This is a genomic window from Saccharopolyspora sp. NPDC050389, from assembly GCF_040655595.1.
In the GTDB taxonomy this organism is placed as follows: domain Bacteria; phylum Actinomycetota; class Actinomycetes; order Mycobacteriales; family Pseudonocardiaceae; genus Saccharopolyspora.
Genome location: NZ_JBFAKG010000010.1, coordinates 37,351 through 59,542, shown reverse-complemented (window position 1 = coordinate 59,542; position 22,192 = coordinate 37,351). Strand labels below are relative to the sequence as shown.

Annotated in this window: 1 protein-coding gene (cut by a window edge); it reads left to right on the top strand. The window is 67.5% G+C overall.

Annotated features, from left to right (window positions below; all coding sequences use genetic code 11):
- On the top strand, nt 1-22,192 hold the 3' portion of the coding sequence (locus tag AB0I53_RS08925; protein ID WP_358598772.1) for a DnaJ domain-containing protein. The gene continues 11,267 nt to the left of window position 1, outside the view; the window shows 22,192 of its 33,459 coding nt (coding positions 11,268-33,459); its start codon lies beyond the left edge, outside the window; the stop codon is at nt 22,190-22,192.

Below are 22,192 nucleotides of genomic sequence, written 5' to 3'. Positions count from 1 at the left end.
GAAGGACGAGACGGTCGTGAAGAGGACCACCTGGCTCGAGACCCGCTTCGGTGAGGAAAGCAGGCCCGAAGCCGTTCGGGGGGACGGCGAATCGGCTCGCACGAAGCACCGCGAACGGCACGCGAAGGGGGAAAGCGGCCAGCGGAAGGAGTCCCGTCGGCCGCGGCAGGATGAGCTGCCGCGCGGATCTCGTACTAGGAGAACGGATTCGGGCTCCGTGGCCCGACAGCGGGACGAGTCCGGCCCGTCCCAGAAGCCTCGCCCGGCGCGGACGTCGGATGCGCGCGCGGAGGCAGGCCGCAAGGAGGATGTGACACGCCGCAAGGCGGATAAGGCACGCCGCGAGGCTGAAGAGGCGAGTCGCGTGCGGGAAGAAAGCGAGGAGAAGGTCCGCAGGGCGGCGGAGAAGGCCCGCCGGGCGGAGGCGGCCCGCTGGGCGGAGGAGGAGCGTCGCGAGGAAGAGGCGCTTCTCGAGCAGGAAGAACGCAAGCAGAAGGACGCGAATCGCCGGGAGCGTCGTAAGAAAGTGGACTGGTGGAGGTGGATGGATGATTCCCTTCCGTCAATCCGCGAGGAGTTTGAAGCGGAGCTGCGTGACGAGCAGGCCCTCCGCGAGGAAGGACGTTGGGACGAGGACGCGGAGCGCTGGGAGCGCTTTTTGGAAGCGGAACTGAAGAGTCGGTTCCTGTTTGAGATTGCGAATCCGAAGGAGATCGAAAAGGCCATTGCCCGTGCAAAGAAAGTGGACTGGTGGAGGTGGGTGGATGATTCCCTTCCGCTAATCCGCGAGGAGTTTGAAGCGGAGCTGCGTGAGGAGCAGCCTCGCCGCGAGGAAGGACGTGAGGAGGAGGCGGAGCGCTGGGAGCGCTTTTTGGAAGCGGAACTGAAGAGTCGGTTCTTGTTCAGGCCGAGTCCCGAGGATGTCGAAAAGGCCCTTGCCCGTGCTCGTGCTGTTGAGCGGGCTCGTGGTTTGGGTGGTCGGTCGTCGGAGATCTTGTCGGATCCACACGCTCGGCAGGAGCACGACGACGAGCGCCGGTTCGGTTTCGGTGGTGCGTCGCCGGTGAGCGACGATGGCGGGGACGTGTCGGATGAAGACGACATCGATGAGTCCTGGACCGGCGGGGCTGGGGAGGAGTTCTCCCGCCCGAAGGGCGAGGAGCCGAAGACATCGGGCGACACCGCTTCCGGCGCCCGCAACGACGCGCAGGACCCGGACCCTGCCGGAAACGGGCCAGGTGGCCAGCGGGACTACGAGGACCTGGCCGACGACGCGCCGGCTGACAGCGTGCCCCGCGAACAGCGCTTTGCTGCGATGGTGAAGACGTACCGGGCCGCGCAAGCCGCAGTCGCCGCGGGCGTCAACCCCGTCGAGTACCACGCCGACGGCATCCCCGGTGGCGTGAGCAGCCGGCCGGACGCCCGGTTCGGCACCGAGATCGAGTTCACCATCCCCGAGGAGCACTTCGACGCGGCGGTGCAGGAACTCGGCGCCGCGTTGCGGGACGCGGGTCTCGCCGACTGGCGCGACGGTCAGGAGCTGCCCTCCGGCCTAGTCAAGATGGCACCCGACCGCTGGCGCGTGGTGGACGAGGAAGCCCTGGAGAACGGGATCGAGGTGGTGTCGGACAAGCTGGTCGGCCGCCCGGACTCCTGGCAGCGGTTCGCCACCGGCGTCGACATCATCGATTCGGTCGTGCAGAAGTACGGCGGCTCGGTGGAATCGGGCGACGTGCACGTCAACGTCAGCTTCGAGGGCCAGGACTTCAGCCCCGAAGCCAACGTGGCACTGGCCGGCCTCGCCAAGGCACGTGAGCAGTCCCGGTACCGGATGGCGAACTCCACGATGGGAGGACCGCAGCGCGAGCTGAGCATGGCAGGCACGCTGCCGGTTCCACCGCGAGCCACCGACGTGCGAACCCCGGAGGACGTTCGCTCGCTCAACGCCAGCCGCAACGAGGACATCAACTTCGAACACATCAAGGGCGGGCCGAACGACCGCTGGGAACACCGGCTGCCCGTCGGCCGCGTGCACTTGGGCGAGTTGCAAACCTGCGTGGAATTGGGCGCCGCGATGCCCGCCGCAGCAAGCGACCCGGCGAAGCATGCCCGCATCGAGGAACTCCTCGCCGACCCGCGGTTGCTCGGTGACGAGACCCGTGCCCGCACCGAAGAGGAACAGCTGAACGACCTGCTGGACCTGCTGGAGGTGCTGCCGCTGAGCAAGGCGGCGGAGAAGCAGATCGTGCAGTTGTTCGCCGCCACCCAGCCGTGGCGCCGAAGCGGCGCGACGTATGACTTCCAGACGCTGGCCGTGCGCACCCGGGACGGGTTGCACTACCCGAGCCCTCACGAGGACGTGGGCAGGCTTGTCCAGCAGGCTCGGGACGCCCGGCCGAATCCCGATGAGCAGGTCATCAGGTTCACGCCCAGCCCGGACGGCGAGCAGATCACCCTGTGGGACGGGAAGAACTACACTCCTCGGTCCTTCGTGAACTACGTGCGCCTGCATCCCGGTTTCGACCAGGATCGCAGGGTCGTGCTGGAGATCGGGGACGCGGAGGCACCGCGGGCTGTCCAGGACGTGGCCCGGCTGCTCGGCAACGCCGAGATCCGCCAGCGCCCGGACTCCGCAGCAGTCCTGGAATCGGCGGAGCACACTGCGGAATTCGACGGCAGCACCACGACCGAAGCCGATCGCACGGCCCAGCCGGACACCGACGAGCAGGCCCGGTCGACGGAGAGCCGGCACGAGGTGAGCGGTTCACGGCCGGAGGCGCCTGAGGACACCGCGGGAAGCCGCGATGACGCCACCGCCGCGCAACAGCGCGACGAGAGCACGACCATCGAGAACCGCGATGGCGTGTCAGCGGAGCGGCGCGCCGAGACCGAGGTCGCCGAGGACCGTGACGGCACGACTGAGGAGCACCGCGACGCCACCGACGCGGCGGGGCACACCTCCACCACCGAGCCCGCCCGGAACGAGTCGTCCGCTCCGCGCGGCTGGCGGCGGCTCCTGCCGCGCTACCTGCGCCGCAACCGGGGTCTCGGTGTGGGCAAGCAGCTCACCCGCACCGAAGGCGCCGACCGGGTGGTCGCCGCCGCCAAGAGCTTGGCGAACGGTGCGCCGACCGCTCAGGAACTCGAGGACCTGCGGGCGGCCGTGGAGAACGATTCCGAGTCGTTCATGGACAACGGCCGAGTAGTGACCTTGGGCGGGGAACGCGTCCTGGTCCGCGCCGAAGTGGACTTGTCGCGCGCCGAGCCGATCGACGCGAACGCGGGGACGAGTTCGGTGAGCGCCGAACAGGCGCGCGCCTCCACCGCCGGAACCTCGGCCGGCCGCACCGCGATGTCGCGGTGGTTCTACTTCGTCCCGATGGCTCCGGGCCTGTTCCTCACCGGCACCGCCAACGCGCCGACGGGCGCGTCGACCTCCCGCGGCCTCTCGCAGCGGAACTCGCATCTCGTGCGGACCAGCGTCTCGTTCCCGGAGAACCCGACGAGCGAAACCGGCTTCCAGGGAATGCTCCCGGTGCGCGCCCCGGCGACGTTCTTCCTCAGCCGGCTCGGCGCCGACGGGAAACCGACCCTGCCCACGATGCGGGTCGGCCGGGCCGTGGGCCGCGACGACACCCTGGTGTCGGTCGAGCTGAGCGTGCCCCTCGGGCTGAACGGCGGCGGGACCGAGGTTCCGTCGCTGCCTTCGGAGCTGCCCACCTCGGGGGTCGAGCACGCCGACCTCCACGAAGACCCGTTCGACGAGGTTCACAAGTACGTCGGTTCGTTGACGAAGGAGGGCCTGAGCACTCTCCGGGAGTTCGTCGGCTCCCGCAACATCAAGAAGCGCCTGCCGGAGATGGCGGTGACCCCGGAACAGGCCGCGCGGGGCGACGGCTGGGTGTCCTCGCCCGAATTGCCGCGGAAGCGCAATCCGCTCAAGAGGCTGTTCCGCCCCAAGAGCCAGCGGGTGCAGATGCGCCTCGTCGCCCGGCGCGTCTACTTCGACCAGGTCATCGACGGCTCGCACATCGAGAAAACCACCTCGAAGACCGCCGCCACCAAGGGCTCCCACCAGGCGCACCACGACGCGAGCTTCACGATCGCGGGAGGTCCCGTCTACGACGTCGGCGAGATATCGGTCGGTGCCGGCATCTCCACGGGCGGGGCGTACGGCAGCAGCCATGCGCAGGACCTGGACCGCGCGGAGGGTGCCGAGACCACCAGCTCCTACACCGGTTCGGTGACCCGCTACTACACCCGCTACGACTTGCAGGTCCGCAAGCCCGGGCATTCTCCGCTCAAGTTCGCCGGAGCCGTGAACGGCGTCCACTTGGCGGAGCAGGCGGACGCGGAACGTGCCGGCATCAGCGCCGTCGCGGCGGGGAAGGCACCCGGACGCCAGGAACTGGCCGACACTGCGGCCCACGCGGCGTTGCAGCTCGACGAGGCCGCTGGACTGCTGAGCAAGATCATGCGGGACTCCACGGCCGAAATGCTCAAGTTCTACCGGTCGGAGCGGGTGCGGACCACCAAGTTCGGCACCGAGCTCGATGACCCCGACCTGGCCGACGGCATCTCCCCGAAGGACGAGCGGAAACTGGGCAGGGTCGAGAAGATCCGCGGCGAGATCACCGCCGAGCACCTGGCCCGCCACGCATCGGACATCCTGGCCGACCGCCGCCCGCTGGTGCTGGACCTCGAACCGGAACCCGGGTTGGCCCACGACTACCACGCCTCGCTCAAGTTGCAGGCAAGCCTGGAAGGCGACCTGGAACCCCTGGACGACCCTGCCGACGGCCCCAACACGGCCGAGGAGCTCTCGGAGGTGACGACCGGCAGCTACACCAAGGGCCGGAACTGGATGCTCTCCGGCGGCATCATCGCCCGCGTGTACATGTCGATGTTGGGGGGGATGCTGACCATCAACCTCCCGAAGATCTCCTACCTTCAGTCGAGGACGTCCGGACTGTCGCAGGAAACCAAGATTTCCAGCGGCGGCGGCGTGCGCGGCTCGGAACTCGACGAGTCCGGCAACGTGCGGCCCGAACCGTTGCGGCGGTACCGAGCGCGAGTCAAGCTCAGCGTTTCCGGAAACCACTGGTCCCGGCACACCGCGCTGATCCGAGGCATCACGTTCGGCCTCCCCGGGAAGAAAGCCCCGCAGCTGAACCCGCTGACGATCGTGGACCCCTCGGCCGCCGAGCAGGGCCGCGAACCGGGCACGGTCATCGTCGACGTAGTACTCGAACTACCCGCCTCGTATCGTGTTCCGCGCGCCGACGTGGTACCGGTCAACCACACGCAGCTCAACGACATTTCGATCAACTGGAGCAAGGAACTCGGTCGCGGCGCGTCCCGAAAGCTCGACGGCGTGCAGATCGTGTCGTTCCACGGGCTGGAGCACGTGCGCAACAAGCTGCGTTCGCTGCTGGTGCATGCCTCGAACGACCCGATCTACCAGTTCGAGGACGGCGACAACTCCGGCCTGCGCGGACAGAAGTTCTCGTTGAGCGGCAACGAGTTCCTGCTGCACTGGAGCCGCAGGCGGACGGACGCGGAGGCCAAGGCCGCGGTGTCCTTCATGCTGCGCGACCCGGAGGTGCTCGAGACCGTCTGGCAGCCGTCGAACCGGTCGGCGGCCGGCGGCAGCACCACCAGCAGCGAACAAGGCGGCACCTGGACCGCGAAAACCCAGATCGAACCCTTCATCGGCCCGACCAGCGAGACCTCGAACGACATCCCCGGCACGATCACCCAGGGCATGGGACTGATCCTGCACGAGGTGAGCCCGTGGGTGGTCAGCTTCGGCCGCGAGAAAGGCCACCGCACCACCGTTTCCCACGGGCGCTCGGTGTCCGGGGAGCCCCGCCGCATGCACCGGATCATCGCCACCGCGGAGGCCACGATGGCGGTCGAGACGGTGGACTGGAGCAACCTGGACCGCTGGAAGCTGTTCAAGCCGAAGGCCGGCGAGGTCACCGCGCGCTCGGCCATGTCCGTTGCGCTGGCGCCCATCATGTCGCTGTTCAAGCCGAAGACGGGCCGCGCCGCCGAGCGCTTCGAACTGCCGCGCGCCGTGGAGGTCTGGGTCGACGACGAGCAACTGCACGAGATCCGGATCAAGCAGGCCGAGGAGGACGCGCGGCGCGCCGGGCAGGAACCGCCGGCGCCATCGGAACCGGACGCGCCGACCGATGCCGACGGGCTCAGCCCCGTGCCGGAGGGGCACGACATCGGCGCCCCGAAGTGGGCCGACGGCGTCACCGAGCCGATCGACCTCTCCGAAACCATCGACAGGCTGCGCGAGGGCCTGGTGCAGCGTCTCGGCCAGGAGCGGGCCGACATGTTGTTGCCTTCCTTCTCGTTGGCGACCGAGCACGACAACTCCAGCGAGGTCAAGCGGTACCTGTCGCATGTCCAGGCATCCCTGGGCGATCTCGCCAACGGCGGCACTGGCACTCCGCTGCGGTTGCAGGACCGGATCACCGGTGAGACCTACGAGCTGCGGGTGGACGCCGAGCTGCTGAGCACGCCGACGCCGGCCGGGATCAAGCACGGCGGGCTGACCAGGGCCACCAGGGCGACCTTCCAGGAGACCTCCAGCCGCAAGTTCACCAGGGCGCTGGCCGAGTTCTTCACCGTCTTGCTGCCCGCCGGGACGTTCCAGAACGAGTCCGCCGCGGCGGATGCCGCGGCGAAGCCCGGCGACCACGGCGCGGCGTACGCGAACCTCGGCTTCGGGCTCGGGCACGTGTTCGAATGGCTCAAGCAGGTCCGGGGGACCAGGAACGTTCGCACCACCGAGCTCGTGCACACCGAGACGGTGAAGGACGCCGCGCTGGCCGAGCACCGCGCGGACGTGTTGTTCGACGTGCGCATCGAGCGCCACGGCGAGCGCATCGCGGCGGCACCTGCCTGGCGCACCGTCACCGCGCACACCCCGATCGAGGACACCGCGGTTTCCGATGCCGGGGAGAAGTCCCGCGGGGGCAACGTCGTCCGGCGCTCCGCCGAGGACGCCGACGAGCAGCGCCTCGCGGAGTGGCGCGCCGCCGACACCCCGGCGGCCCTGCCGGACGACCCGAACCAGTTCCGGGTGATGGACTTCAAGGGCGACGTCGCGGACCTGGTCCGCGCGGCGGAGCAGGCCATCGAAGCGGCGGGCGGCAAGGTGGACTCGCACACCCGCAGGATGCTGCGTGCCGAACTCACCCCGAGCCGCGTGAGCGCGATCCAGGGCATGTACGGCACCGAGGCGGCGCAGCTGGAGCTGCCGCCGGGTCTTGGGCTGAAACTGGGCGTGTGCCCGAAGCTGCCCGGTCATGGCGAGCTCAGGGGCGTCAGCGACCGCATCCGCATCGCCGGCGCCAAGACGTCGCACGGCACGTCGGAGACGGAGGCCGGCTCGAGCAACTCGAACATGCTGGCGGCGGTCCCGTTGGTCGCGGCGGGCGTGCCCCAGCACCCGGACTCGGCCAACTACCCCGACCGGAAACCGTTCGGCTCGATGAGCGGCTGGGCGTTGATGATGGAGCCGCTTGGCGCCAGGCAAACCGGGCACGAGCACCGAGACGTCGACGAGACCGGTGGCAGCGAGCTGCCCAAGGCCGGTGAGAAGCCCGCCACGGACGGGATCACCAGCGCCTGGTTGCACGGCGCCGGTTTCCGGTTCGTCGTCGAGCCGACGTCCAGGGTCGGCTTGCGGCGCACCGCCGTCGTGGACGTCGACTTCGCGCAGGGTTACGAGGTCCGTCGTACGGACCGCAACGATCTGCTGTCCGAGCCGCTGATCATGGCGGCCAAGGAGCTCGCCGCGCGGGACGCGGAGTGGGCAGCGGCCCACGGCCGGTGGCGCGCTGCCAACCCGTTCGGGCTGGACGATCCGGACGGTGACCTGGGCACCCAGGTGGACGCCGAGTCCGCCTTCCGGGATGCCGCCGAAGCCGAGCAGGCCGCCGCGGCGGCGTTCTGGCGGGCGAAGCAGGTCTACGAGCAGGAACTGGCGCACGCCCGGCAGGACCCGGGCCTCGGCGGCGTGGAACCAGACGCGCGCGTGGTGTTCCCCGCCGGCGCGGACCGGCTCCCGTTGGCAGAGCGAAGCAAGCTGTACCCGCTGGTGCGGCAGGTGTTGGCCGCACACGAATCCGGTGCGCGACCGACTGTGCGGTACCGGGTGCACGGTGACGTCGAATCGTCGCGTGCGGCCGACGATTTCTCCGCCACGGCAAAGGAATTGGACCGCCTGCTCAAGCTGGCGCAGTCGGCGACGCCGAGCGCCGAGCGGCTCGGCCGCAGCGACCTCGGCTTCGACGTGGCGCCGCACTTCGTACGCTCCGCGGGGCCGACGGAGGTGGAGGTGTGGCTCGAAACGCCGGACCGCGCCTCCGCCAGGGAGTTCCGGGATCGCTACCCGCAGCTGTGGGGTGTGAACGCGGAGAACTACCGGCAAAACCGGCCGGGGCACACGGAGAACTGCGGACTGGCGTTGATCGCGGCCGCGAAGACCCGCTCCGGCGGGGTCACGGTCGCGGCCGACGCCGGCGGTCCGGTCACTGTGGCGTCCTTGCAGGAGGAGTTCGGCGGGCAGGCCGTCGTGGCGACCCGCGACCAGGTCGAGGCGCACATGGGCGCGCAGCCGGGTGCCTGGGGCGCGGTGTTCCTCCGCGGCCCGCGCGGCATGGTGCACGGCGTGCTCGTGGAGACCGGTGAGGACGGCCGTGTCAGGTACCCGGACGTGCACCAAGGCGAGATGGCCGAACCCGGACCGGACGACGTGGTGGGCTTCCTGCCGCTGACCGAGACCGGCGCGACGCCGTTGCGCGGCGCGGAGCTGGACCCGAACCTCCTGGTCGGGATGCCGAACCGGGATTCCGGTGTTGGTGGGCGCAATCGGCGTCGGACCGGTGGTGGTGCTCCGAGGCCGTCGTTGCAGCGCGAGGACGATGGTCTGCCGTCCGATCGTCCGGGCGAGTCCACGGCGAGGGATTCCGGCCGTGGTGGTCCGTTGGTGCGGCGCTGGGACGAGGGCTTGCCGGGGCACGACTCGGCGCCGGTCGAGCGGGTCGCGGACCGGACCTTCGCCGAACCCTTCGCGGGCGTCCGTGAAGGTGTCGTCGACGGCACCTTCATCGGCACCTTCACCGGCAAGATCTACGGCGTGGTCACGACCCGTGCGGAGGGCACCAGGTCCGTAGAGGGAAGTATCTCGGTCGACGACGCCATCATCCGCGGCACCATGATCGGCCGCTTCGAAGGCCTGGCGGTCGGCACCGTCCACGGCACCATCCGCACCGACATCACCCGGCCCGGGTCGGGCGATCCCGCTCCGGCGATCCGGTTCGGTTTCGACCAACAGGGCGCACCCGTCGTCTTCGACGCCCGCGACGTCGACGCCGAGGTGACGCGCACCGACGAGGACGGGGCGCCCGTCGTCAACCTCAGGCCGCAGGAGTCCGATGCCGTGCGCCAATGGGCGGCCGGGTTCGGGCGCATGCACGACGTCCTGCGCTCCCTCCCGGGCGAGACCACGTTGCGCGCGTCCTCGGTGCTGTTCCGCCCCGGAAGCTACGTCCAGGCACCCTGGCGCAATCCCGGCTGGTTCTTCGTCGAATCGGACGGCGATACCTTCTCCGTGCCGCTGCGCCGAGGCGATCAGTCCGAAACCGTCGTCGTCGCGGGGGACGAACTCTGGCACGTCACCGAGAACCGGGGCTGGTTCGAGAGCCACGGTGACCCCGGAATCGTCCTGCTCCACGACCGCGACGAGAACTCCACGGGGCTCGGGCTCTTCGCCCGCACCGGTCATGAGGACGGCGGCGACGCCATCGTTTTCGGCCCACGGGGTCCGTACGGGCTCCTTCCCGCGAACGGGGAGGACCCGTCCGCGATCTGCGTCGGCGACAACCAGGGCTGGGAATGCCATCGCATCGGGGGAAGGCAGATCCACCACGAGGAAACCCGTTTCTCAGCGGGGGAAATCGCTCAGATCTCTGCGATCGAACGAGCACTGACCAGCGCGGAGCAGGCGGGGCCCGCGGGATCACCGCTCGCGCACCTGTTCCCCGAGACGCGGAGCGCGGACGGCGAGCTGCACAGCGGGTTCCGGCTGGACGACGGCCAGCCGTTCGAGTTCCGCAGCCGCGATGTCCACCGCCTGCTCGTGGTGAACGCGCAGCGGCAGGCACGGGTCCTCAGCTTCGGCACCCAGCCCACGTCGCACGAGGAGCTGGGCAGGTGGGCGGTTGGCATGGAGCGGGTGGAGCACGTGATGCGCACGATGCCCCACGAGACCATCCCGCATGCGGCCCTCCACCCGGGGCGGACGAACGGGAACGTGCCGGCGCCCTGGACCGTTGATCCGGTCTGGCTCGCCGTCGGCATCGATGGCGATCGCTTCCACCTCCAGGTGGAGCGAGGCCCAGATCTCGTCGACGTCGCCGTCTCCGGCGACATCTACTACCGGATCCTCCGCGAGATGCCCGAATACCGGTCGCTGCGCGCCTACAACTCCAATTCCGACATCGCCCTGCTCACCGACGACGTCGAGCAGGCCGCCACCGATCAACTCGCCGAAGCGGCTCAGCAGAACAACGATCCCGTCACCATCCACGTCGGAGGCGACACGACGCTGGCCGTTCCGCCGGACCGCTCGCCGAACCCCGGCCGGTCCGCGATCACGGTCAGCCGCAACGGCGGCTGGTTCAGCTACCGCCCGGACGGCACCCTCGTCGACCGCGCCTACACCCGGTTCACGCAGGAGGAGATCCAGCAGCTCAGCACGTTGGCCTTGAACGACGTGGAGCCGCCTCCGCCTTACGTGGACCGCCCGGCGAACCCACCCGCGTACGCCGACATCGGCCCCCGCCCGGTGGACCCACCCGCCTACGCTGAGGGTGCCGGGGCGTGGCCGTCGCTGCCCCCGGGGTCGGTGATCACCGCCGCTTCCTTCCCCGACGTGGCGAGTGCCGCTGCGTACTTCCGGGATCGCTATCCGGCATTGCGAGGGGTGAACGAGAACGGCTACGCGCGGGGTGCGGACGGACGAACCCAGAACTGCGCGCTGGCGTTGATCGCGGCCAAGCTGACCCTCACCGGGGGCGAGACGGTCGTTACCGACCCGGGTGGTCCGATGAAGGTCAGCTCGTTGGAGGAAGCTCTCGGTGCCACTGCAGTGGAAGCGACGTACGAGCAGGTCTTGACGCATACGCGCGACCAGCCGAAGGGTTCCTTCGGGGTCGTGGTTCTGCAGGGGAACCGGTTCGTGGCGCACGGCGTGCTGGTCGAGAGCCGCGGAAACGAAATCGTGGTGTTCGGGGACCCGCATCGCGAGACGTTCGCGGACATCGACCCGAGCAAGGTCATCGGGTACATCCCGCTCGTCGACACCGGCACGGCGTCGGTGGACGGGGTTCCGCTGAACCCGAGGCTCTTGATCGGGGCGCCGGCCGGGACCGGGAGGGGCGGCACCGATCCGCGCAGCGTGTTCGGCGAGCTGACCCAGCGGGTGAGCCAGGACAGCACCGCTGACACCGGCGGTCGGCGGGCTCATGCCGAACCGGTCAGCGCCGACGTGCAGGCCGACGTCCGCGGCGCAGCGGATGCGGGAGGGCCCCACACCGTCGATTTGCCGACCGGGAAGCACGAGACGAGCCGCGGGCGGGAGTTCGACCAGATCGACTCCGCCGCGCTTGCCGACCTGCTCGATGTCGAGAATTCTGCTCGGCCGCAGCAGGTTTCGGGATTGGCCGAGAAGCACCAGCTTGGCCCGGCGGTGGCTTTCGCGGATGCGCGCGAGGCGCACAACAGCGGCGCTACCGCCAGTGCCGCGGACCTGGCGGACAGGCACGGCATCAGCGTCGAGGAAGCCGAGACCCAGAGCGGCGCGGCCGGCGTGGCCGACGTGCGCTCCGCGCGGGACTGGATCCTCTTCGAGGACGGCTTGGCAACGGGAACTGGTGGCGCGGTCGCGTCTGTCAGCGTTGCGCCTGGTACTCCGTTGCGGCTCAGTTCCGTGATGGAGAGGCACGGTCTCACTCGCGAGCAGGCGATTTTCCCGGTAGCGGCCAACCTGGTGTCCAATTTGGCCAATGGGAACTTCAACCGCGAGAGTTCCGCTGCGGACTTCGCCGCGGAGTACGAGATCAGCGAGGCGGAGGCAGAGGTGCTGATCAACACCGCCGCGGAGCGCGAGATCGCGAATGCGTGGCTGTCCCGTCGTCCGGTTGCCCCGGACGTTCTCGCCGAGAGTTACGGCTGGACTCCGGAGTGGGCCACCGAGCGGATCGAAACCGCGGTGGTCAACGAGCTGCGCCACAAGGGTGCTCAGGTCCCGGCCCAGGTCCCGGAACCGGCCGCGTACCTGAGCAGAGTGGCCGCGAGGTCCGGGGTGGTGGACAACCAGCGGGCGCTGGACCTGGTCAATGCCGCCGCACGGGCGGATGTGCGCGCGGCGGCGGATCGCGGGGAGCCGTACTCGTCTGCGGAACTGAGCATGAGGTACGGCCTGGTCACCCGGTGGGCAGCCGATCGGATCTCGGACGTCGTGCAGGACGATGTGCGTGCGGCGGCGGATCGTGGCGAGCAGCGCACCATTGATGAGCTCGCCCGGAAGTACGGCATCAGTCAGGAGGAAGCAGAGGAGGCTGTGGCGGCGGCAGCCTTCGCCGATGCGCACGCGGCCCGCAACCGCGGTGAGCAGCGTGGCATCGAGGAGTTCGCCGGGGTGTACGGCATCAGCCCCGAGACGGTGGAACGCCACATCGATGGCATCATGCGGGCCGATGTGCGCGCGGCTGCGGAACGCCGTACGCCTTACACCAATGCGGCATTGGCGGCGAAGTACGGTGTGAGTCATCAGCGGGTCATCGCGCAGATCGAGGCCGTCGCGCTCGAACACGTGGCAGACCTTGCGGCGACCGGGATGGGTCCGGAAATAGCGCAGTTGCGCGAGAGGTTCGGGCAGAACCGTGAATGGGCCAAGCGCATCAGGCGCGATGCCGCGCTGGCCGGCATTCGGGCGGCCGCGGAACGCCGCCGTCCGTACGGAATCGACGACATCGAAGACAAGTACCGGATCAACACGGACGAGATCCTGGACCTGATCGGGGAGGTCGCGCAGCCCGATGCACGCGAGGCGGCGAAGAACGACGCCCCGTACTCCATTGAGGAAATGGCCGGGAGGTTCCACCCCTTCAGGTCCCCCCTCTCCAACTACCGGTGGGCGCGTGGCGTGATCGCTGCAGCGGCACGAGCCGATGTGCGCGCCGCGGCGGATCGCGGCGAGCCGTACACCCCGACGCAACTCGCCGAGCGGTACGGCATCGGCCGTCGGGAGGCCGAGTACGAGATGTCCGAGGCTGCGCTCGCCTATGTGCGCGAGTCCCGGAACGCGGGGGAACCGTGCACCGCGGATGAACTCGTCGCGCTGTTCGGCATCACCCGCCGGCAGGCTGAAGCCCACGTCAACTACGCCCATCACGTGCCGGTGGATACCGATTCGGAGTTCGATTCGGAGTTCGATGCCGGCGTGCAGTCCGATTCAGATTCGGATTCCGATTGGGACATGGATGACGATCCGGATGTTCCTCTGCTGCAGGTTTCGGACTCCGATGACGACGCGGACAGCGACGTGCAGCCCGACCCGGAACCAGCCGAGGACGACGCGGACACCGGCATGCGGTCCGATTCGGAGCCCGAGAACGACGCGGATGACGACGCGCAGTCCGATTCGGAGTCCGATGACGGCTGGGACTGGTCGTACACCTCGGAATTCGTGGTCGCGGCCAACAGGTTCCCCGACGAGGAGAGCGCTGCCGCGTTCTTCAAGAAACGCTTCCGGCGACTCCGGGGAGTGAACAGGGGCGGCCCCGCTCCGGGCGCGCCCGGGCGGAGCCAGAACTGCGGTCTGGCGTTGATCGCGGCCGCGCGGAGGCTCGCCGGTGGTGTCAAGGTCATCGCCGAAGAAGGCGGCCCGATGAACATCAGGGCGTTGGAGGCCCGCCTCGGGGCCGATGTCCAAGCGGTGGAAGCGACGTACGACGAGGTCCTGAGCCACACGGCCATGCAGCCGCCCGGCTCCTACGGAGCCGTGATCCTGCAGGAGCGTGCGGACAGCGATCTGGTGCACGCCGTGCTGGTGAAGAGAGACGCGGACGACCAGATCCTCTTCGCGGACCAGCACGGCGAAACGATGGCGAACTTCAACCCGGGCAACGTCATCGGGTACATCCCGCTCGCCGAGACCGGCGCGGCGCCGATGGAAGACCGGGTGCGGCTGGACGGAAATCTCCTGGTCGGAGCACCGGCCGGCGCGCCCACGTCGAGCCGATCCGGCCAACCGTCGTCTTCCGGGCGCTCGGTGAATCCCCACCGGACCGTCCCGGTGTGGACCGGTTTCGTGGATCCCGATGCCAAGGTGCGGGTGCGGGACAGGAGGACGGGCCAGGAGATCAAGGTCCGGATGGGCGACCTCCCGTACCAGCGGATGCGGGGTACCGGCCACGGTGTGTCGTTCACGCGCGAGAACAAGTACGACTTGAGCGGCGACCACCTCCGGACCATCAAGACGATGCCCGGGGAAGCACCCGCCGAAGCGGCACAACACCCCGACCGTCCCGGAACCACGACTGAGCAGAACACCTTCCACGTCGACATCGAGCACGACGTGAAGAGCTACGTCATGAGGTTGCAGAACGGTCGTTCGGTGGACGTCGAGGACAAGGCCCTCGGTGCCATCCTGATGAACCTCAGGGATGTCCAAGACCTCGCCGCCAGCGATCCCGATCTCAAGATCCGGTTGCTGACCTCGGACAACTTGGACCTGGGGAGCACTGCCAAGAGGCTGGCGAAATCGGGGTTCACCGGCTCGGTCGAAGGAACCCACGGCAAGGTGTCCCAGCTCGCGGACGGCCGCTTCGGCGTCTCCGACAACAAGGGCTGGATCGAGTACCGCAACGGCGAGAAGCGCCGAGTCGGCAAGTACTCGCCGGAAAACATCGCCAACATCAGGTTCTTCGAGCGCTTCCTCCCGGATGCCTCGTACATCCTGGACGCCGACGAGCCACTCGTCGGAAGAAGGTCTTCGGATGGCAAGGAGTTCACGTTCTACGCGCACGAGGTGGTGGCCCGCAAGCTCACCAGCGACAGCACCGGGTGGGAACGGGTCAACGGCCTGACGCTGTCCCCTCCGGAAGAGCGGCACATCGACGAGGAGCTCGCCGGCGAGCTCGACGGCATGTCCTCCGTGGCGCGAACCAGGTCGAACGAAGACAATGTGGGAGTTTTCGTCCGCAATGATGGAAGCCTCAACGATCTGTACAGCAGCGATCCGTTGAAACGGCTGGCGCCCAGTCCGTTCGCGCCGGCCACTACCACGCTCACCCACCCCGACACCGGTGCTCAGGTTCAGGTGAAGGTAGGCCCGAACCTCTTCGCCGGACACGGCCGCGCGGATTACGCCGAGCTCCTCATCAGCCGCGACGGTGAGGAAATCGAGCTGCAGGTGTCCGGGTCCACGCTGACCAAGGTGCAGTTCCAGCGGGAAGAGTTCCACCGCATGCACGCGGCGAACCCGAACGGCCGCATGCTGTTCATGTTCTGCCACGCCGCCGAGGGCACGGAGACCGGTTTCGCGAACCGCCAACCCGAGCAAGCCGCGACGCTGTTGCGGGATTCGGCGGCAACAGCGCGCGAGCTCGGCTTCAAGAACATCTACGACGCCGGCCGGGATGTCGTATTCGCGAACAACCCGGTCACCGCATCGAACAACGCGGGCTGGGCCAGCAGCTACCTCGTCAAGGACGGCCGCGACTACATCAAGGTGCACACGAGAACCCAGTACAGCGCAGCAGAACTCAGCAGCCTTCCCGAGTACACGCCGATCTCGAACACCGGATCCAGCTCCGCGCGGCGGCACGGCGGCGCCACGCCGGAAGGTTTCGACCCGAGCCTCTACCGGCGCGGCCCGGCGAATCCTCACCGGACCGTGTCGGTGCAGGCCGATTTCCTGAACCCCAATCTCACGGTGGCGGCATACCACGGAAACCAGAAGGTCCGGATCGGGATGGCCGACCTCGCGTACCACTGGATGCGCGGAGACGGGGTCGGCATAGCGTTCACCCGCGCCAGCAGGTACGTCCTGAGCGGCGGCTACCTCCACACCATCAAGACGATGCCCGGCGAAACACCCGCCAGTGCCGCACACCACCCCAACCGCCCCGGAGCCGATGTCGGGGAATCCAGAAACGTCCTCCACGTCGACTTCGACGTCGACAGCGCTGATCGGTTCCTCGACATCCCGTTGCGAGACGGTCGTTCGGTGAACATCGACGGCGCGGGCCTCGGCAAGATCCTGATGAACATCAGAGGGATCGGAGATCTCGGCGTCAACGATCCCGACCTCAAGGTCCGGTTGCTGACTCCGCACAGCAGGCATCTGCAGCGCGTTGTCGAGCAGATGGCGAAGTCGGGCTTCATGGACGTGGTCGAAGGACCCGGGGGAGAAGTGTCCCAGCTTCCGGACGGCCGCTTCGGCGTTTCCGGCAACAAGGGCTGGATCGAATACCCCTCCAAGTTCTCGCACCAGGTCACCGGCACGTACTCGCCGGGCAACATCGCCAACATCAACTTCTTCGAACGCTTCCTCCCGAACGCCTCGTACATCCTGGACGCCGACGAGCCATTGGTCGGAACCTTGAATGGGGCGGAGGTCGAGTTCAACGCCCACGAAGTGGAGGCCTACGAGCTCACCAGCAGCAGCACCGGGTGGAAGCGGGTCAACGGCGTGACGCTGGTCCCCGAAATGCTGCAGGTCGACCAGCGTTTCGCCGCCAGGCTCGACTACGCGTACCACGTGTTGCGAACCCGGCCGAACGAAAACAACCTGGATGCTTTCGGAGGCACCGAGAGTAAGTTCAGCCAGCTGTACGCGCACGATCCGTTGAAGCGGCTGGCGATCAGTCCGTTCGTACCTGCCGTCGCCACTCTCACCCATCCTGATACCGGTACTCAGGTCCAGGTGACGGCAGGTCCGAACCTCTTCACCGCACACGGCACCAAGAAGAGCGCCGAGATCCAGATCAACCGCGGTGGCAGGAGCTACAAGCTGTCGGTGTCCGGGGCGACCTTGACCAAGATGCAGTTCCAGCGCGAAGAATTCCACCGCATGCACGCGGCGAACCCGAACGGCCGCATGCTGTTCATGTTCTGCGACGCCGCCAAGGACACGCAGTCCGGCTTCGCCGACGGCCAACCCGACCAAGCCGCGGCGCTGATGCGGGACTCGGTGGCGACCGCCCGCGAACTCGGCTTCTACAACCCCTACATCGCCGGCCGGGACGTGGTGATGGTGAACCAGATTCCGCTCGCCTCGAACAACGCGGGCTGGGTCACCAGCTACTTCCGAGGCGGCCGTGAACACATCGAGGTCCACGAGGAAACCCGTTACAGCGCAGAAGAACTAGCGAGGATCCCCAAGTTCGTACCGAAGCCGAATTCCGGCCCCAGCAACACATCCCGGGGCGGATCCGTACCGGTGTCATGGGATTTCGTGGACCCCGATGTCACGGTGCAGGCGTGGGATGGCAAGGACCGGAAGATCAGAGTCCGGTTGGCCGAATTCGAGATCCACGAGATGCGGGGGTATGGACTCGGTGTGTCGTTCACGCGCGACAACAAGCTCGATGTGGGCGATAGTGATGACCAAACCGTTCCGACGATGCCCGGCGAAACGGCTGCCGAGGCCGCAAAGCACCCCAACCGACCCAAAATAGCGCCCGGACGAACCAAGAACGTCTTCAACATCGATATCAAAATGGTCGGAGGGAAGTACGGCACGCCGTTGCGGGACGGCAGTGACGTTAGCGTCGACGACGAAGGCCTCGCGACCATCCTGATGAACTCCGAGGAGTTCCGGTCTTTCTCCAAGCTCGGTGAGCATCTCAAGGTCCGGATGTGGACCTCGCGCAACGTGCTGCTGGAGCGCACCATCGGGAAGTTGGCGGGACTGGGCTTCAAGAACGCGCTCGAAGGAACCCTGGGCGAGGTGTCCCAGTTGCCGAACGGCCACTTCGGCGTGTCCGACAACCAGGGCTGGACCGAGTACGACCACGTCGGAAACAGCCAGGTCCACAACAGGTATTCGCCGGGCAACATCGCCAACATCGAGTTCTTCGAGCGCTTCCTCCCGAAGGCCTCGTACATCCCGGACGCCGACCAGCCGTTGACCGGAATTCGCGGGAAAGATGGCACGGAGGTCGAGTTCTACGCGCACGAGGCGCGGGCTTACAAGCTCACCAGCGCCAGCACCAGCGCCGGATCGGCACGGGTCAACGGCCTGACGCTGATTCCCGACCTGCGGCTGAACGACCAGACGTTCGCCGAGGCGCTCGACAGCATGGATTCCGTGGCGCGAACCAGGCCAGCGGAAGCCGGCCCGAAAGCTTTCCGCAACAAATACGGAATCAGCTTGGACCTGCACGGCAGTGATCCGTTGAAACGGCTGGCGCCCAGTCCGTTCGCGCCGGTCACCACCACTCTCACCCACCCCGACACCGGTGCTCAGGTTCAGGTGAAGGCAGGCCCGAACCTCTTCACCGGACACGGCCACGCAGGGTACGCCGAGCTCCTCATCAGCCGCGACGGCGAAGACATCGAGCTGGCTGTGTCCGGGGCCACGCTGACCAAGATGCAGTTCCAGCGGGAAGAGTTCCACCGCATGCATGCGGCGAACCCGAACGGCCGCATGCTGTTCCTGTTCTGCAGCGCTGCCGAGGGCACGGAGACCGGTTTCGCGGACCGCCAACCCAAGCAAGCCGCGTCGCTGCTGCGGGACTCGGTGGCAACGGCCCGTGAACTCGGCTTCGACAACCCCTACATCGCCGGCCGGGATGTCGTATACGCGACCAATCCGGTCACCGCTTCGAACAACGCGGGCTGGGTCAGCAGTTACGTCAAGGACGGCCGCGAGTACATCGAGGTGCACGAGGAAACCAGGTACAGCGCGAAAGAACTCGAGAAGATCCCCAAGTACAAACCAACCTTGCTTTCCCGTCTAATCGACTTCACCCGCCGCGGCTCCGATCGCACCATGAAGCCGTCGTCTTCCGGGCGTTCGACCGATTCCGGCCGGATCGTCCCGGTGCGCTCCGATTTCCTGGACCCTGGTCTCAAGGTGCGGGCGTGGGACGGGGACCGGGAAACCACCATCCGGATGACCGAACTCGCGTACGCGATGATGCAGCAGAAACGCGGGGTGTCGTTCACCCGCGCCAACAAGTTCGACTTGACCGGCGACTACCGTCGGACCATCAAGACGATGCCCGGCGAAACGCTCGCCGAAGCGGCACGACACCCCAAGCGCCCCGCTCCGACGACCGAGCAGACCAAGGACCTTTTCCACGTCGACATCGACAGCGCCGGGCCGGGCCGGAAGTACGCGATGCCGTTGCGGGATGGTCGTGACGTGCGCATCGGCAGCGATGGCCTCGCCGCCATCCTGATGAACTTCGGCGAGTTCCGAGTTCTCGTCCGTGTCCCTGGCGTCAAGGTCCGGTTGCTGACTTCGCACAACGCGGAGCTGAACGCCACTGCCAAGCAGCTGGCGGACTCGGGCTTCAAGGGCTCGGTCGAAGGAACCGAGGGTGAGGTGTCCCAGTTGCCGGACGGCCGTTTCGGCGTGTCCGACAACCAGGGCTGGACCGAGTACGACCGCCGCGGAAAGAGGCAGGTCAACAACAAGTTCTCACCTGGCAACATCGCCAACATCAAGTTCTTCGAGCGCTTCCTCCCGAAGGCCTCGCACATCCTGGACGCCGACCAGCCATTGACCACGCGCTTTCGCGACGAGGTCGGGTACTTTCGCGAGGTCAAGTTCTACGCAGACGAGGTGGATCTCAAGCCCACCACCAGCACGAGCACCGGATGGGCACGGGTCAACGGCCTGACGCTGGTTCGCAACCAGGGGCCGGCCGACGAGTTGGTCGCCGAGAATCTCGACAGCATGGATTCCGTGGCGCGAACCAGGCCAATGGAAGACGGCGTGGACGCTCTCCGCAACGAAAACGGAATCGGCTCCGTGGATCTGCACGACAGCGATCCGCTGAACCGGCTGGCGCCCAGTCCGTTCGCGCCGGTCATCACCACTCTCACCCATCCCGATACCGGTGCTCAGGTCCAGGTGAAGGTAGGCCCGAACTACTTCACCGGACACGGCAAGAAGCACAGCGCCGAGCTCTACATCGGCGGCCTCGAGCTGGCGGTGTCCGGGGAGACTCTGGCCAAGTGGCTGTTCCAGCGGGAAGAGTTCCACCGCATGCACGCGGCGAACCCGAACGGCGGCATGCTGTTCCTGGTCTGCCACGCCGCCGAAGGCACGATAACCGGCTTCGCGGACAGCCAACCCAAGCAAGCCGCGACGCTGCTGCGGGACTTCGTGGCAACGGCCCGTGAACTCGGCTTCGACAACGTCGTCCACGCCGGCCGGGATGTCGTGGCAGCGAAGGTCCCGGTCATCGCCTCGAACAACGCGGGCTGGGTCAGCAGCTACCTCAAGGGCGGCCGCGAGTACATCGAGGTGCACGGGGAAACCCAGTACAGCCCGAAAGAACTCAAGAAGCTCCCCAAGCTCAAACCGAGCTTGCTTTCCCGCCTCGTCGGCTCCACCCGCCGCGGCTCGACGAATCCCGGCCGGATCGTGCCGGTGCGCTCCGATTTCCTGGACGATTTCCTGGACCTCGATGTCACGGTGCGGGCGTGGGACGGAGACCGGGAGACCACCATCCGGATGACCGACCTCGCGTACGCGATGATGCGGGGGAACGGACATGGCGTGTCGTTCACCCGTGCCAACAAGTTCGACTTGACCGGCGGTTACCGCCAGACCATCGCGACGATGCCCGGCGAAACGCCCGCCGAAGCGGCACGACACCCCAAGCGCCCCGATCCGGCGACCGAGCAGACCAAGGATGTCTTCCACGTCGACATCGACAGCGCCGGGCCAAGGCTGAAGTACAAGATGCCGTTGCGGGACGGTCGTGACGTGCGCATCGGCAGCGATGGCCTCGCCGCCATCCTGATGAACTTCGGAAAGTTCCGACTCGCCGTCGTCGCCCCTGGCGTCAAGGTCCGGTTGCTGACCTCGCACAACGCGGAGCTGAACGCCACTGCCAAGCAGCTGGCGGACTCGCGCTTCATCGGCTCGGTCGAAGGAACCGAGGGCGAGGTGTCCCAGCTGCCGGACGGCCGCTTCGGCGCGTCCGACAACCAGGGCTGGACCGAATACACCAATCGCTGGACTAGCCAGGTCAACAACAAGTTCTCGCCTGGCAACATCGCCAACATCGAGTTCTTCGAGCGCTTCCTCCCGAACGCCTCGCACATCCTGGACGCCGACCAGCCACTGACCGGAATCGACCAGGCCAATGGCAAGGAGGTCGAGTTCTACGCACGCGAAGTGGAGGCTTTCGAGCTCACCAGCACCAGCACCGGATGGGCACGGGTCAACGGCCTGGCGCTGGATCTCGGCCAGCAGCCGCCCGACAAGTTGCTCGCCAAGGAACTCGACAGCATGGGCTCCGTGGGGCGAACCAGGCCCATGGAAGACGGCCCGACGGCCTTCCGCCACGAAGACGTGCACCGCCGGGATCCGTTGAAACGGCTGGTGCCCAGTCCGTTCGCACCGGTCACCACCACTCTCACCCACCCCGACACGGGCGCTCAGGTCCGGGTGAAGGCGGGCCCGAACCTCTTCACCGGCCACGGGAACAAGAAGACCGCCGCGCTCCGCCTGAAACGCGGCATCAAGCTGTCGGTGTCCGGGTCCACGCTGACCAAGGTGCAGTTCCAGCGGGAAGAGTTCCACCGCATGCACGCGGCGAACCCGAACGGCCGCATGCTGTTCATGTTCTGCCGGGCCGCCGAGGGCACGGAGACCGGTTTCGCGAACCGCCAACCCAAGCAAGCCGCGACGCTGCTGCGGGACTCGGTGGCAACGGCCCGCGAGCTTGGCTTCAAGAACATCTACGACGCCGGCCGGGATGACGTGTTCACGACCATTCCGGTCACCGCTTCGAACAACGCGGGCTGGGTCAGCAGCTACCTCGACGAGGACGGCCGTGAACGCATCAAGGTGCACGGGGAAACCCAGTACAGCGCGAAAGAACTCAAGAAACTCCCCAAGCTCAAACCGCGCTAG